The sequence below is a fragment of the Dickeya aquatica genome, assembly GCF_900095885.1.
GTDB lineage: Bacteria > Pseudomonadota > Gammaproteobacteria > Enterobacterales > Enterobacteriaceae > Dickeya > Dickeya aquatica.
In genome coordinates this window covers 3,964,000-3,978,459 of sequence record NZ_LT615367.1, presented here as the reverse complement: position 1 = coordinate 3,978,459, position 14,460 = coordinate 3,964,000, and the positions used below count along the sequence as shown (strand labels likewise).

Genomic DNA, 14,460 nt, shown 5'->3' with positions numbered 1-14,460 from the left:
AAGCGCTATATCAATCAGATTGAAAATGAAGGATTGATCTTCAATTTAGTTATTATCAAATAAAAGATGTTTGGCCTGGTTTTATTACAGCTATAGGGATATGCGCGATTTATTCATGATGACTTCTGAGTATTGATGTTCAGGCATTCGTACCCTATCACTCTGGAGTAATATTTATGTTGTTGCGTCAATTATTCAGTAAAAAGCTGTCTCGCCCGAAGAACGTAATTGACCCGGCACCCGCTCCTTTAGGGTATATGCTGGAAGCGCGGGTCTTGTTTGACGGTGCGATAGCCACGACCATGAACCAGGCTGATACCAGTCATCCGATTGACGCGCAAACACCGTCTTCGGCGGCACACGCTGGCGAAGCAGTTACTGAGAGCACTTCAGCTCACTCTGGCTCATCCCACCAAAGTGATAGCGCCAGCCATGACAGCAAGACCGCGACGGATGCGGCAGTCGCGTCGGTGGCAGAGGCGAGCCCGCGTAAAGAACTGGTGGTGATTGATACATCGGTTATTAATTACCAAACGCTGGTCAATAACGTGCCCGCAGGGACGGATGTCTTGCTATTGGATAGCAGTAAAGATGGTTTGAGCCAACTGGCTGTATGGGCTGAGACGCACACCGGATATGACGCTATCCATATATTAAGCCATGGGAATGAGGGGCAGGTTCGCCTGGGCTCACTGACGTTAGACAGTACCACGGCACAGGCGCGATCCGCCGATCTGGCGAAACTCGGTGCGGCGCTCACCGCCGATGGCGATGTCCTACTCTATGGTTGTGATGTCGCCAAAGGCAGTGGCACTAATTTTGTCTCATTACTCTCACAGCTCACGCAGGCGGATGTTGCCGCCTCGACTGACTTGACCGGTGCCGCATCCAAAGGGGGAAACTGGCAACTGGAGACAACGGTTGGCAGTATTGAGACAAATGATGCGGTATTGGGCGGTATCGAGCGGGAATATACGAATTTATTGGTATCACCGACGTTAGGGACGAACAGTTTTTCGCAATTTTCTGGCACCAATACCTTCATTAACACTCAGCCGGGTATCCAGTCTTACGATGACTCGACCAACGGTTTTACCTATTTTGCGTACAGTACGTCGAACGTAACAATTCAGTCGGTTTCCCTGAGTGGCAATCAGGTGCTCAATACCACAGTTACCTCGGGTGGGAATTTGAATTATGTTGGGATGAAATCGACCGATGGCAGTGAATTCAAATTGTCGAACCTTGACCTTAAAGTCACCGGCGTCTATTTCCCCAATAACGCCTTTACGCTTACTGGTTATAAAGACGGCGTTGCGGTTGCTGGCGCAACCTATTCTGTGACGCTGACAACCACGTTTAATACCCTCACGCTCTCTCCCGACTTTCAGAATATTGATGAGGTTCGCGTAACGAACTCGATTACCGGGAACGGTCTGGTGGTGTGGGACAATATTATTACCGCACCTGCTGTGACGGCCTCTGATAACGCACCGAGTATGACCGGGAGCGCAACCAACCCCACCTATACCGAGAATGGCGCTGGCGTGAGCCTGTTTTCAGGCGTCACTGCTGCCACGAATGACAGCGGGCAGACGTTTAGCGGAGCGGTGTTTACTATCAGCAATGTCGCCGACAGCACGGAATACCTGACCATTCACGGCGTGGATGTAGCGCTCACCAATGGTAATAACCTTTCTCTGGGCGGTGGTTACGGTACGGCCAGCGTCAGCAAGAGTGGCAGCACGGCAACGGTGACACTGGCCGGCGCATCCCTCTCGGATGCCAATATGAGCACGTTATTGTCGGGGATGACCTACCGCAACAGCAGTGAAAATCCGTCTGTTACCGCACGCACGGTGACGTTAAGCCAGCTCACCGATAACGGTAGCACCAATAATACGGTTTCCCCCAGCCTCAGTAGTCAGGTGACGGTGCATGCCGTCAATGATGCGCCGACGGATATCTCGCTCACCTCAGGCAGCATTGGCCAGTCGCTGGGCAGTAATGGCACGGTGGGCACGCTCAGTGCGACGGACGTTGACTCCGGCTCCTTCACGTATACGTTGGTGTCAGGCACCGGCAGCACAGACAACAGCCTGTTTACTATCACCGGCAACACGCTGAAGGTGAATAATGCCGCGACCATGACGCCCGGTGCCTACTCGGTGCGGGTACAGGTGAGCGATGGTACTGACACCTATCAAAAAGTCTTTTCAGTGACGGTCAGTGATGATGTCAGGCCGACATTTGACGTTGCGCCTGCGGCCAGCAATATCAGTGGGAGCGGTTTTGACCTTTCTGCCAGTCTGGATGAGGCGGGAACGATTTATTATGTGATTGTCGCTGACGGTGCCTCAGCACCCAGCGTGAGCCAGATTATCGCCGGGCAGAACGCCTCAGGGGCGACGGCAATCGGTTCTGGCAGCCAGGTCGTCAGCGGTGCACCCTATACCACGACCCTCAGTGTCACGGGATTGAATGGCGCAAGTAGCTACGATGTGTACATGGTGGCAAAAGACAGCGCCAACAACCAGATACTCAGCGCCACCAAGGTCGATGTCACCACATCGTCCAATTCGGCCCCTGTCTTTAGTAACCTCAACGGTGGCGCAACCTATACCGAAAACGGCAGCGCGGTGGTGATAGATAACAACGTCACCGTCGCTGATACCGAGCTCGACGCGCTTAACAGCGGACAGGGCAACTATAACGGCGCATCGCTCACTCTGGCGCGTAATGGCGGGGCGAACAGCCAGGATAGCTTCGGCAATAGCGGGCTGTTGGGGGCGCTGACTGCGGGGCAAAGCTTTACCTACAACGGAACGGCGGTCGGTAACGTCACCACCAACTCCAGCGGTACACTGGTGCTGACCTTCAATGGTAACGCCACCTCGGCGATAGTGAATGCGGTACTGCAATCACTGAGCTATGCCAACAGTTCTGACAATCCGCCAGCCAGCGTGACACTTAACTGGGTGTTCAATGATGGCGCACTCAACAGCAGTGGCTCCAGTCAGGCGGTAGTGAGTATTACGCCGGTTAACGACACACCGACCATCAGCAATATGTCGGTCAGCAAAACCTTCAATGAGGACAGTGCCCAGACCTTTAGCGCCCCGGATTTCGGTTTCAGCGATGTGGATAGCGGCGACACGCTGCAATCCGTGACCATCGTCACCGCGCCGACCGCCGGTGAGCTGTTTATTGATAACGACAGTAATGGCGTGCGCGGCGTGGGCGATACCCTTATCAGCAATGGCTCGGTCGTCAGCGCCGCCGATATCGGTAAATTAACCTTCCTCCCGGCGGCCAATGCCAATGGCACAAGCTATGCAAGCTTTAGCTGGAAAGTCAGCGATGGCACGGTGTTATCCACTGACACCGGCACCATGACGCTCAACGTCAATGCCGTTAACAATATACCGACTATCAGCAATACCACCGTGAGTAAAACCCTCAACGAGGACACCCCTCAGAGTTTCAGCGCCTCGGATTTTGGTTTCAGTGATGTCGATAGTGCCGATACGTTGCAATCCATCACCATTGTCACCGCGCCGACCGCCGGTGAGCTGTTTATTGATAACGACAGTAATGGCGTGCGCGGCGGGGGCGATACCCTTATCAGCAATGGCTCGGTCGTCAGCGCTGCCGATGTCGGTAAATTAACCTTCCTCCCGGCGGCCAATGCCAATGGCACAAGCTATGCAAGCTTTAGCTGGAAAGTCAGCGATGGCACGGTGTCATCCACCGACACCGGCACCATGACGCTCAACGTCACAGCCGTTAATGACGCCCCAGCGTTATCGAGCGGTGCGACTGTCACATTGACGCCGACCAGTGAAGACGTGACATCATCCGCCGCTCTGGTGTCGTCATTACTCAGCAATGCCGGTTATAGCGATGCAGACAGCGCGGCTGCCAGCGGCATTGCCATTACCTCGGCAACAGGCCGTGGCGGCTGGCAATACTCTACCGATGGCGGAGCCCTCTGGTTCAACATCGGTACGGTTTCCGGCTCCTCGGCGCTGTTGCTTGGCCAGACGGCCCAGCTTCGTTATGTGCCAGACAGTGACAATGGCGAAACGGCAACTCTGGGCTTCCGGGCGTGGGATCAGACCAGCGGCACAGCAACGACAGGGGCCAGCAAAGGTCTGGCGGATACCTCGACATCTGGCGGCGGCAGTGCGTTTTCCGCTAACAGCGCCCTGGCATCGCTGGTAGTCACTGGCGTGAATGACGTGCCAACGCTTGGCAGCACGGTCAGCGGGCAAAGTGCGACCAAAGACATGCTGTTCAGCTTTACCGTGCCCGGCGGTACTTTTACTGACGTAGACAGCGGCGATGTGCTAACTTTAAGCGCCACGCAGGCAGACGGCTCGGCGCTGCCGGGCTGGCTCAGTTTCAACCCGGCCACACGCACCTTCTCCGGCACGCCGGGCAGCAGCGATGTGGGCACCCTGAGCCTTCGGGTGACGGCGATCGATAGCAGCAACGCGTCGGTGAGCACCACCTTCGGCCTTGCGGTCAATAACAGCAACCAGCAGCCGGTGCTGTCCACGCCTGTTGCCGATCAGTCGGTGGCGCAAAACGGCGCATTCAGCTTTACCGTGCCGGCCAACACCTTTACCGACGCCGACAGCGGCGATGTGCTGACCTTAAGCGCCACGCAGGCAGACGGCTCGGCGCTGCCGGGCTGGCTCAGTTTCAACCCGGCCACGCGTACCTTCTCCGGCACGCCGGGCAGCAATGATGTGGGCACCCTGAGTATTCGGGTGACGGCGACCGATGGCAGTAACGCGTCGGTGAGCACCACCTTTGCGCTGGCGGTGAGCAACGTCAATGACGCACCGGTGGTGAGCGGCACGCTGGCGGCGCAGGCAGTGGCGCAAAACGGCGCATTCAGCTTTACCGTGCCGGCCAGCACTTTCACCGACGCCGACAGCGGCGATGTGCTGACCTTAAGCGCTACGCGTGCAGACGGCTCGGCGCTGCCGGGCTGGCTCAGTTTCAACCCGGCCACGCGTACCTTCTCCGGCACGCCGGGCAGCAATGATGTCGGCAACCTGAGCCTTCGGGTGACAGCAACCGATGGCAGCAACGCCTCGGTGAGCACCACCTTTGCGCTGGCGGTGAGCAACGCCAATGACGCACCGGTCGTGAGCGGCACGCTGGCGGCGCAGTCGGTGGCGCAAAACGGCGCATTCAGCTTTACCGTGCCGGCCAACACCTTCACCGATGCCGACAGCGGCGATGTGCTGACCTTAAGCGCTACGCAGGCAGACGGCTCGGCGCTGCCGGGCTGGCTCAGTTTCAACCCGGCCACACGCACCTTCTCCGGCACGCCGGGCAGCAGCGATGTGGGCAACCTGAGCCTTCGGGTGACAGCAACCGATGGCAGCAACGCGTCGGTAAGCACCACCTTTGCGCTGGCGGTGAGCAACGTCAATGACGCACCGGTAGTGAACGGCACGCTGGCGGCGCAGTCGGTGGCGCAAAACGGCGCATTCAGCTTTACCGTGCCGGCCAACACATTTACCGACGCCGACAGCGGCGATGTGCTGACCTTAAGCGCCACGCGGGTAGACGGCTCGGCGCTGCCGGGCTGGCTCAGTTTCAACCCGGCCACACGCACCTTCTCCGGCACGCCGGGCAGCAGCGATGTCGGCAACCTGAGTATTCGGGTGACGGCAACCGATAGCAGCAACGCCTCGGTGAGCACCACCTTTGCGCTGGCGGTGAGCAGTGCGCCTTTGATGGCACCGAATATCACCCAGCTTATTCAGGATAGTAATGACACACCATCCCGCCTAAATACCGGTACAACCAGCCTGTCAGCGCCATCATTACCTTCGGTTGTGTCTGTCGGGAACGCCGCGCCGGTGACGTTAGGATCATTGTTGACCCCATCCTCTCTGGGCGCGTTAGAAGGCCGGGTTGAGAGCGCCAGCGCCACGGTAACGTCAGCGATTTTCCAGTCAACCCAGCGCACCTTGCCGCCGGAAAATGCGGTTGTCAGTCAGCTGGCAGGCGCATTCGCCCAGGTAGCGGGCAGCGGTGGGGCGAGTCTGTTTGATAGCTCGCTGGGATCATTTCCGAGCTTTAACACCGGGGGGCATTGGGCGGCAGTTCGTCGCTGGCCGGTTTGTTCTCCGGTATTCATTTACCTTCCCTGTCACCGATGGTGGTGTTCTCCGGCAGTAGCTGGCGCGATATCACCACCACTGTAACTCACACGCCACTCGCCATGCGTGCTGACGTGCTAACCGAATCGGCTGGCGCGCAGTTCTCACCGGGGCTGGATGTACAGTTACAGCAGATTGGCGTGCAGGAGTGGCAGCGTTTGTCGCTGATAGAACAGGCGTTGCAGGACATGGGAGCGGCTGAATCACATCACGGCGAGGCTTCTTAGCAACAAGGGTAAGGCAATTGAGAAAAACCAATAACAACGTAGAAAAACAATAACAGTCAGCTCAGGAACAGGAGTGGGATCGTGTCAAACTGTCGGAAGTTTTTTAGCCTTAGCGTGATGGTAATGGCCATGACCGGCTGTGCCGTTACCAGTCAGCCGCTATCAAAAGCGCAGCGCGAGCAGCACATCGCGCAGGATAAGGTCGCCATGTTCAGCCAGCAGGAGCCGGTGACGGCACCGATCACGCTGTATGACGCGATGGCCCGGGCGCTGAAATATAATCTGGAAGCGCGGCTCAAAGTGATGGAGCAGGCGTTGTCGCAGCAGCAACTGGAACTGGCCCGCTATGATATGTTGCCGCAGGTGGCGATGTCGGCCGGGTATGTCGGGCGCAGCAATACCAGTGCTTCGAGCAGCCGCAGTGTCTCCAGCGGTCAGCAATCCCTCGAACCCTCGACCTCGCTGGACAGAAACCGGGATGTGGCCGATTTGACGATGGTCTGGAACGTACTGGATTTTGGCGTCAGCTACGTTGGGGCGAAGCAAAAGGCCGACCAGCGCTGGATTGCTGATGAGCGCAAACGCAAAGTGGTGCACACCATTCTTCAGGATGTGCGCTCGGCGTATTGGCGAGCCGTTGCCGCCGAACGTCTGCTGGGGCGTATCGACAGCCTGATTGCGCGAGTGAACCAGGCGCGTGAAGCCAGTGAGCACATGAGCGCTCAGCAAGTTGGCGACCCGGTTGAGGCGCTGACGTATCGCCGTGCGTTGATCGAAGCGGTGCGCCAGTTGGAAGAGCAGCGCCGTGCCTTGTCGCTGGCAAAAACCGAACTGGCGACGCTGATGAACCTGCCGCTCGATACCCCTTATACGCTGGCCTTGCCAGACAGCCACGACATGGCGGTGCCTGCGCTGAATGTGGATGTCAACACGCTGGAGCAGGTGGCGTTACTGAGCCGCCCTGAGCTTCGCGAGCAAGAGTATCAGGTACGTATTCACGCCGCCGAAACCCGTAAAACCCTATTGCGTATGTTGCCGGGGCTGGAGGTGAGCGCCGGAGGGCACTACGACAGTAACTCTTTTATGGTCAACCAGAGCTGGGCGGATGTCGGGGTCAAAGTGACCTGGAACCTGTTTAACCTGATCTCCGGGCCCGCGGCCTATCAGGCGGCGCAGGCCGGTGAGCGAATTTCTGAGGTGCAGCGTCAGGCGATGTCGCTCGCGATTATGGCGCAGCTATATATTGCCCGGGCCAATTTCAATGAAGCGGTACGGCAGTATAAAACCAGCGCGGAATTGCGCGACCTTGACGGCCAGATAGCCGAACAGCTGAGAAACCGTTACAAAGCCAACAGCATTGGTGAACTGCAACTGATTCAAGGCGAACTGAACGCGCTGAATGCGAATTTGCGTCAGGATCTGGCGTATGCGGAACTGCGTAATACCTATGGTCAAATCCTCTCGACCGTCGGGCTGGATTTGCTGCCAAAAACGCTGCCGTCTACCCGTCTTGCCGATCTCAGCCGGGCATTACGCCAGTCTGAGGCCCAGTGGCAGCAGGGAAAAATCAGCGCGTTACAGTCGTTCTGAGAGCCGGTCGCGGAAATATTGTCGCTTTAGCCTGCCAGATGCAGGCTAAAGCGCGACAAGAGGGCAACAGACGCGTTGCCCTCATATTTTTTAGCGTGGTGCGCTGATGGCCAGCGCGTGCGAGCCTTCCAGGTGGAAGAACATCATGGTGTCATCCAGGCTTTTGGCCTGTTCGTGCAGCGACGTACTGGCAGAGGCTGACTCTTCAACCAGCGCCGCATTTTGTTGTGAAGCTTGTTCCAGCTGAGCAATAGCAATATTGACCTGTTCAATCCCTTTCACCTGCTCTGCCGAGGCCATGGCGATATGGGTCATAAAGTCGTGCACCCGGGCAATCTCCTCGACCAGACGGGTCATATCCTGCGTGGACAGTGCGGCCACTTTTTCCCCGAATGCAATTTCCTGTGCGGTTTTCTCGATTAACGCTTTGATTTCACGCGCTGACCCGGCACTGCGCTGCGCCAGGCTTCGCACTTCAGCGGCCACCACCGCGAAGCCTTTACCGGCTTCACCGGCGCGGGCGGCTTCCACGGCGGCATTCAGCGCCAGAATGTTAGTCTGAAAGGCAATGCCATCCATAATGCTGATGATGTCATTGATCTTGTTGGAGCTCTCGGCAATATGCTGGATCCGATCGATCATCTGGCTGAAATTGCTGGCGTTCTTCTGCGCCAGCGTGGAAACCGAGTCGGTCAGTGCCATCGCTTTACCGGTATTGGCGGTGTTCTCCTGCACCGATGAGGTTATCTGCTCCATGCTGGCCGCCGTTTGCTCTACAGAGGCTGCCTGTGCCTCGGTGCGGGCGGCAAAATCGCGGTTGGCGGCCGAGATTTGTTCTGCGCCTGTGGCAACCGAGCTGGCGGAGTCCCTGACGTTATGCACGATGTGGCGAAACGCCTGCTGCATATCTTGCAACGAGTGCATCAAGCCCCCCATTTCCGTATTGTGCTGCGGTGGAATATCCAGTGTCAGCACGCCTTTTTCCATCATGCCGAAATAGGTTCTGACCTGTTTTACCGGGCGTAGCACTACGGTGCGGATAAATTTCAGCGTAAACAGACTCAGGAGCAACACTGCCGCCAGCGTGGCGGTTAAAACCTTCAGCGTATGCTGGTAGAAATGGTCTGCATTCTCTGTTTCTTCGTGGCTGATGTCCTGAGCCAGCGTGACGAATTGGTTCAGCTTTTGGCGAAACATCGCGCCTTTTTCCAGCGCGGAGGGCACAAGCGTAGTGTAGAAGCGATCAACATTGCGCTCACGCAGGGTGGTCAGCATCGGGGCGATAGCATTGTTCATGTAGTCATTGAAATCATTGTCGATTTCATTGCGCAGCGTGCGGCCCTGTGCGCTCAGCGCGGGGGTAGCGCGCAGTTCCGTCATGGCGGCATTGGCCGAGTTGATGTAACCACTCAGGCGACCGAGCGCCGCTTCGATGGTGGCGTTATCTTTTTTATCCTCAATGGCTAATGCTGCATTAATACCCGCCAGCCGGGCATTGAGCATTTCGGCATACGCGGCATACAGCGGAACCAGTTGCTCGCCTTCAATGGCACTGACTTTGCGGATGGACTGATTACTTTGTACGGAAGAGTACAGACTGAATGTACATACCGTGAGTAACAACAGCGCAAATAAGGCGATAACGCCATACAGACCATGACTGATTTTGACTTTTGCTAACATCCCTTGTCTCCTTGGTACAACGGGTTTCCCTGCCTGACGCTACGATGTCTTCCGGCTGGCTGCCCGGAGAAACGACTGCTAAGGCATTACTTGGCGTGTGTGACATCAGATATAAGCGACACCAGAGATTGTCACGTACCCTGATTGCGCGCCAGCCTAATACTTTTATGACAAAGGGTTGTTGACGTAGATTAAAATGAGAATCCATCACGCTTGCGAATTGCGGTGATTGCGTAACGAATGAGCAGGCTGGTCGCTACCGTGTGTTGATAAAACCGTATTGGTAACAAGGTTTTAGTAAAGCAGTCTTCAGCGGGAGGCTGTTTTTCATCTAAATCGCTTGCTATTTAATTTCGAGCGATGTAGATTCAACGCCATGAACAGCAACGACACCCAAACGATGCCCACACTGAGTGATGACGCCTTCCGGCTGGACGGCCAGCTCTGTTTTGCGCTCTACTCGGCAAACCTGGCGATGAACAAGTTGTATCGCCGCCTGCTGAGTGAGCTCAATCTCACCTATCCTCAGTATCTGGTGATGCTGGTGTTGTGGGAGCGTGACGGGATAACCGTTTCTGAACTGGGCGAGCGTTTATTCCTTGATTCCGCCACGCTGACGCCGTTGCTAAAGCGCCTGCAAAGTGCCGGGTTGCTGAACCGGCATCGCGGCATGCAGGACGAGCGTCAGGTATTCATTATGCTGACAGACGAGGGCCGCGCGCTGCAACAATGCGCAAAAGCCGTGCCGGAAGGGGTGTTTTGCGCCAGTGAGTGCAACGCCGAACAGTTGCGCGCCATCAAGCAAGATTTAGAGACGCTGCGCAGCAGCCTGATACGGCATATTTAACCGACGGGATAAGCAGGTTGTACGATCTGCTTTTTTTAGACCCAACTAAGTAGTGTGCGATTTAATATTTAGCGATTTAAATTGCCCCATTTATTCACTCAACAGGAGTCACACCATGTCTATTGAAAACGTTCTCTATGTCGCTCATGCCCAGGCTAACGGTGGTCGTGATGGCCGCGCGGTCTCTTCCGATCAGCAACTGGATGTTAAGCTGACCACCCCGCGCGAGCTGGGCGGTGCCGGTGGTGAAGGCACCAACCCGGAGCAACTGTTTGCCGCCGGTTATTCAGCCTGCTTCCTCGGTGCGCTGAAGTTTGTCGGTGCGCGCGATAAAATCGCCATTCCGGCAGGCACCACCATTAATGGCAGCGTCGGTATCGGCGCGATTCCAAATGGCTTCGGCATTGAAGTGGAACTGAAAATCGCGCTGCCGGGGCTGGATCGTGCCGTGGCCGAAGCGCTGGTAGAGAAAGCACACATCGTTTGCCCGTACTCCAACGCCACACGCGGCAACATTGATGTCACGCTGACCGTTATCTGAGTCAGATGAAAAGTGGGCCCGACCAAACGGTGCGAGCGCCTGACATCGTCCCGGCTCTACCGAGAGCCGGGACGCAGCCTACAGTACCTTATTTAAAAAGCTGGCGGTGCGCGGATGGGCAGGGTGGTTCAGCACCTGATGCGCGTCGCCGCTTTCCACTATCTTGCCATCCACCATGAACACCACCCGATCAGCCACTTCACGCGCAAAACCTATCTCATGGGTGACAATCACCATCGTAACGCCCGATCGCGCCAGATCTTTGATCACGTCCAGCACTTCGCCCACCAGTTCCGGGTCGAGCGCGGAGGTTGGTTCATCAAACAACATCACTTTCGGGTTGAGCGCCAGCGCCCGCGCAATGGCAATCCGCTGTTGCTGCCCGCCGGACAGGTGGCGCGGGTAAGCATGCGCCTTGTGACGTAGCCCCACTTTGTCCAGCAATGTCAGCGCGACGTTCTTTGCTTCGGCGCTGGAGTACAACCGGTGCGCGCGCGGCGCTTCAATAATATTTTCCAGCACCGTCAGATGGGGGAACAGGTTGAAATTCTGAAACACGTAGCCGACGCCGATGCGCTGGCGCAGAATGTCGCGTTCTTTCAGTTCATACAGCGTATCGCCCTCGCGGCGGTAGCCGATGTAATCGCCATCGATGCGGATGGTGCCTTCGTCCACCCGTTCCAGATGGTTGATGGTGCGTAGCAAGGTGGATTTACCGGAGCCGGACGGCCCGATAATCACCGTGACCGAGCCGGGCGGCAGCGTCAGGTTAATGTTATCCAGCGCCCGGTGTGCGCCGAACCACTTGCCCACCCCCTGAATGTCTATCCGGCCCTGTTCGCTGATGGCGCGCGGCGCGGTACGTGGGATGGAATAGAGATCAATGGCTTCAGACATCGTGTTTCTCCCAGAAAATTCAGTGCGGGTGACGGGTTATCCGGCGCTGGAATAACCGCCACAGCGGATGTGTTGGCATTTCGCGCACGGCCCCGCGGGCCACGTAGCGTTCGACGAAATACTGCAACACCGACAGCACGCTGGTGATAACCAGATACCAGACGGTGGCGACCATCAGCAGCGGGATCACCTGTTGGGTGCGGTTGTAAATCACCTGTACGGTGTAAAACAGCTCGGGCAGCGCCAGCACGTATACCACCGAGGTGCCTTTGGCGAGGCTGATGATTTCGTTGAAACCGGTCGGCAATATCGAGCGCAGTGCCTGCGGCAGAATAATGCGCCAGGTACGGCGATACCCCGGCAGTCCGAGCGCGGCGGCCGCTTCGAACTGCCCGGCATCGACGCCGAGGATACCACCGCGAATAATTTCAGCGGTGTAGGCCGACTGCACCAGCGTCAGCCCCAGCACCGCCACGGCGAATGGGCCTAGGACATCAATGGTGGGGTAGCGAAAAAACTCGATGGATGTGAAAGGAATACCCAGCGCCAGCGCGTCATACAGGTACGAAAAGTTGTAGAGGATAATCAGCACCAGGATCAGCGGCAGCGATCGAAACAGCCAGATGTACAGCCACGCCAGCGTACTGAGCAGGCTGGATGACGACAGCCGGGCCAGCGCCAGACCGGTGCCCGCGATAACGCTAAACAGGGTGCCAAGCAGTGTCAGCAGCAGCGTGCGTCCAAGCCCTTCCAGAATCACCGGGTGAAAGAAATAGCTGGCGAACACCGGCCACTCCCAGCGGTTGTTGAACGCCACGGACTCGACGACGCCTGCGAAGATAAACAGTGAAAACAACGCCCCCGCGATACGCAGCGGATAACGCGCCGGTACCACGCGCAAGGGCGCTACCGGGACATCGGCCAGGTTCTGAGGCGCTGAAGAATGGAGCGATGATGTCATGAGCTTATACCTTTACCCGTTCTGGATGCCTTGCCTGAGTGGGCGTCGGCTCATACAGCGGTTTACGAAATGGCAACCGGCCATCGTGCGGGGGCAGGCTGTAATATTCGCTGTCGATGGCGGTATCAAACTGGGGCTGATAGCCTTCGCTCAGGTAGAGCCCGACCGCTTCCGGCTGGCGAAACCCGGTGGTGAGGAACACCTCGTTGTAGCCGAGCCTGCGGGCGTGATGCTCCAGTTCGCGCAGCACTCTCCTTGCCAGCCCCTGACGCCGCAGGGTTTTATCCGTCCAGATGCGTTTTAGCTCGGCCGTTGTTGCGTCATAACGTTTGAACGCACCGGTGGCAATGGGGCGATCGTCGCGCAGCAGCACAATAAAAATCCCGTCTGGCTGCTGATAAAGCCCTTGCGGCTCCGGTTCGTGGTTATCGAAGTAATCGCCGTAACGTTGTCGGTATTCGTCAAACAGCCCATCAATAATTGGCACGATACGGGCATCTTCCGGGTAAGTAATAATGAAACGGTCGTCAGACATGTTCTCCTCCTTGTTCGGTGGCATCCCGATTACGGCGCGACGTCACCCAGCCCCGGCGGGTTAATCTCCGAACGGCTGATGCGCTCGATGCTTTCTCCCCAGCGATTCAATACTTGGTCATATTCGCCCTGCTGGATCACGCCGTTGAGTGCGGTGTTAATGGCGTTCACCAGGCCATTGCCTTTGCGGGTTGCCACGGCAATGTGCGCCACCTGTGGCCAGCCGCCGTTGACCGTTCCGACCAGGCGGGTTTGCCCGTTCAGTGCGGCTTTGTACGCACCGGTAACGTTAGGGCCGAAGGTGGCGTCGGCGCGTCCAGACTGGAGGTTCAGGTTGGCGGCAGCGGTATCGGTAACGTAGACAGGCACAAACGCGGGCAGCCCGGCGGCGCGGTTTTGCTTGTCCCAGTCGAGCAAAATGGCCTCCTGATTCGTGCCGGAACCGACGATGATTTTCAGCCCGGCAATATCTTTCGCACTCTGAATCGCGGTGATTTTGCTGTTGGATTTCACGTAGAAGCCCAGCGTATCGGCGCGGTAGGTCGCAAAGTCAAAGCGCTCTTTGCGCGCTTTCGTGACGGTGACATTGGTGATCGCCACATCGTATTTGCCGGATGCCACGCCCAGCGGCCAGTCTTCCCACGAGGTTGATACCAGTTTCAGCTCCAGCCCGAGGCTGTCGGCCACCAGCCGGGCGATATCCGGTTCGCTGCCGATAAGACTCTTGTTGTCATCTGCCAGAAACATCAGCGGCGGTGAGGAGCCGGCTACCGCTACGGCGACGGTGAGTTTACCGGGTTCGACGAACGTGAACCCCGGCGGAATTTGTGCGATGGCCTGTGGGTTTTTGGCTGCATGAATCGGTTGCTGGTTGGCTTTGAGATCGATGCCAGCGGCATGGGCATTGGCGAGTAATAACCCGCCAGTCAGCAAGGCGGCGGCGAGCCGATAAAACGAACGAACGGTGAACATCTGCATAGCGTATTCCTTGAAGA

The 14,460-nt window shown here is 57.1% G+C and carries 10 protein-coding genes; 5 read left to right on the top strand and 5 right to left on the bottom strand.

Annotated elements, in window-relative coordinates:
* Positions 1-176: 176 nt before the first annotated feature.
* The 3 genes from DAQ1742_RS17985 (at position 177) to DAQ1742_RS17975 (ending at position 8,002) form a co-directional block, all read left to right on the top strand.
* Positions 177-6,230 (top strand): putative Ig domain-containing protein, encoded by a 6,054-nt coding sequence (locus DAQ1742_RS17985; RefSeq protein ID WP_180706187.1) that lies wholly within the window; start codon positions 177-179, stop codon positions 6,228-6,230.
* A gap of 29 nt (positions 6,231-6,259) precedes the next feature.
* A complete protein-coding gene (locus tag DAQ1742_RS17980; protein ID WP_180706186.1) occupies positions 6,260-6,412 on the top strand; it encodes a hypothetical protein in 153 nt (50 codons plus the stop codon).
* A gap of 117 nt (positions 6,413-6,529) precedes the next feature.
* A complete protein-coding gene (locus DAQ1742_RS17975) occupies positions 6,530-8,002 on the top strand; it encodes a TolC family protein (RefSeq protein WP_051124249.1) in 1,473 nt (490 codons plus the stop codon).
* 90 nt (positions 8,003-8,092) lie between these two features.
* Here the strand turns inward: DAQ1742_RS17975 and DAQ1742_RS17970 are convergent, their stop codons facing one another.
* Positions 8,093-9,685, bottom strand: a complete 1,593-nt coding sequence (locus DAQ1742_RS17970; RefSeq protein WP_035344428.1) for a methyl-accepting chemotaxis protein — start codon at positions 9,683-9,685, stop codon at positions 8,093-8,095.
* 376 nt (positions 9,686-10,061) lie between these two features.
* Here DAQ1742_RS17970 and DAQ1742_RS17965 point away from each other — a divergent pair, with 376 nt between their 5' ends.
* Together DAQ1742_RS17965 and DAQ1742_RS17960 are read left to right on the top strand one after the other, a co-directional pair.
* Entirely contained in the window at positions 10,062-10,532 is a 471-nt protein-coding gene (locus tag DAQ1742_RS17965; protein WP_035344426.1) for a MarR family winged helix-turn-helix transcriptional regulator, read from the top strand.
* 115 nt (positions 10,533-10,647) lie between these two features.
* Positions 10,648-11,073: an organic hydroperoxide resistance protein gene (locus tag DAQ1742_RS17960; RefSeq protein ID WP_035344424.1), complete on the top strand. Its 426-nt coding sequence runs from the start codon at positions 10,648-10,650 to the stop codon at positions 11,071-11,073.
* Positions 11,074-11,151: 78 nt separating this feature from the next.
* Here DAQ1742_RS17960 and DAQ1742_RS17955 read toward each other — a convergent pair whose 3' ends face one another.
* From DAQ1742_RS17955 to DAQ1742_RS17940, 4 genes are read right to left on the bottom strand one after another with little or no spacing between them, the layout of a single operon-like run.
* Positions 11,152-11,970: an amino acid ABC transporter ATP-binding protein gene (locus tag DAQ1742_RS17955; RefSeq protein WP_035344422.1), complete on the bottom strand. Its 819-nt coding sequence runs from the start codon at positions 11,968-11,970 to the stop codon at positions 11,152-11,154.
* A 19-nt stretch (positions 11,971-11,989) separates the two neighbouring features.
* Positions 11,990-12,931 (bottom strand): amino acid ABC transporter permease, encoded by a 942-nt coding sequence (locus DAQ1742_RS17950; protein WP_035344420.1) that lies wholly within the window; start codon positions 12,929-12,931, stop codon positions 11,990-11,992.
* Positions 12,932-12,935: 4 nt separating this feature from the next.
* Positions 12,936-13,466: a GNAT family N-acetyltransferase gene (locus DAQ1742_RS17945; protein WP_035344419.1), complete on the bottom strand. Its 531-nt coding sequence runs from the start codon at positions 13,464-13,466 to the stop codon at positions 12,936-12,938.
* A gap of 29 nt (positions 13,467-13,495) precedes the next feature.
* Positions 13,496-14,443 (bottom strand): ABC transporter substrate-binding protein, encoded by a 948-nt coding sequence (locus tag DAQ1742_RS17940; protein ID WP_051124123.1) that lies wholly within the window; start codon positions 14,441-14,443, stop codon positions 13,496-13,498.
* Between the last annotated feature and the right edge of the window lie 17 nt (positions 14,444-14,460).

Excerpts from the sequence above, each read along its gene's own strand:
- DAQ1742_RS17985 (WP_180706187.1), top strand. The coding sequence starts at position 177 with ATGTTGTTGCGTCAATTATTCAGTAAAAAGCTGTCTCGCCCGAAGAAC.
- DAQ1742_RS17975 (WP_051124249.1), top strand. The coding sequence starts at position 6,530 with ATGGTAATGGCCATGACCGGCTGTGCCGTTACCAGTCAGCCGCTATCA.
- DAQ1742_RS17970 (WP_035344428.1), bottom strand. The coding sequence starts at position 9,685 with ATGTTAGCAAAAGTCAAAATCAGTCATGGTCTGTATGGCGTTATCGCC.
- DAQ1742_RS17965 (WP_035344426.1), top strand. The coding sequence starts at position 10,062 with ATGAACAGCAACGACACCCAAACGATGCCCACACTGAGTGATGACGCC.
- DAQ1742_RS17960 (WP_035344424.1), top strand. The coding sequence starts at position 10,648 with ATGTCTATTGAAAACGTTCTCTATGTCGCTCATGCCCAGGCTAACGGT.
- DAQ1742_RS17955 (WP_035344422.1), bottom strand. The coding sequence starts at position 11,970 with ATGTCTGAAGCCATTGATCTCTATTCCATCCCACGTACCGCGCCGCGC.
- DAQ1742_RS17950 (WP_035344420.1), bottom strand. The coding sequence starts at position 12,931 with ATGACATCATCGCTCCATTCTTCAGCGCCTCAGAACCTGGCCGATGTC.
- DAQ1742_RS17945 (WP_035344419.1), bottom strand. The coding sequence starts at position 13,466 with ATGTCTGACGACCGTTTCATTATTACTTACCCGGAAGATGCCCGTATC.
- DAQ1742_RS17940 (WP_051124123.1), bottom strand. The coding sequence starts at position 14,443 with ATGCAGATGTTCACCGTTCGTTCGTTTTATCGGCTCGCCGCCGCCTTG.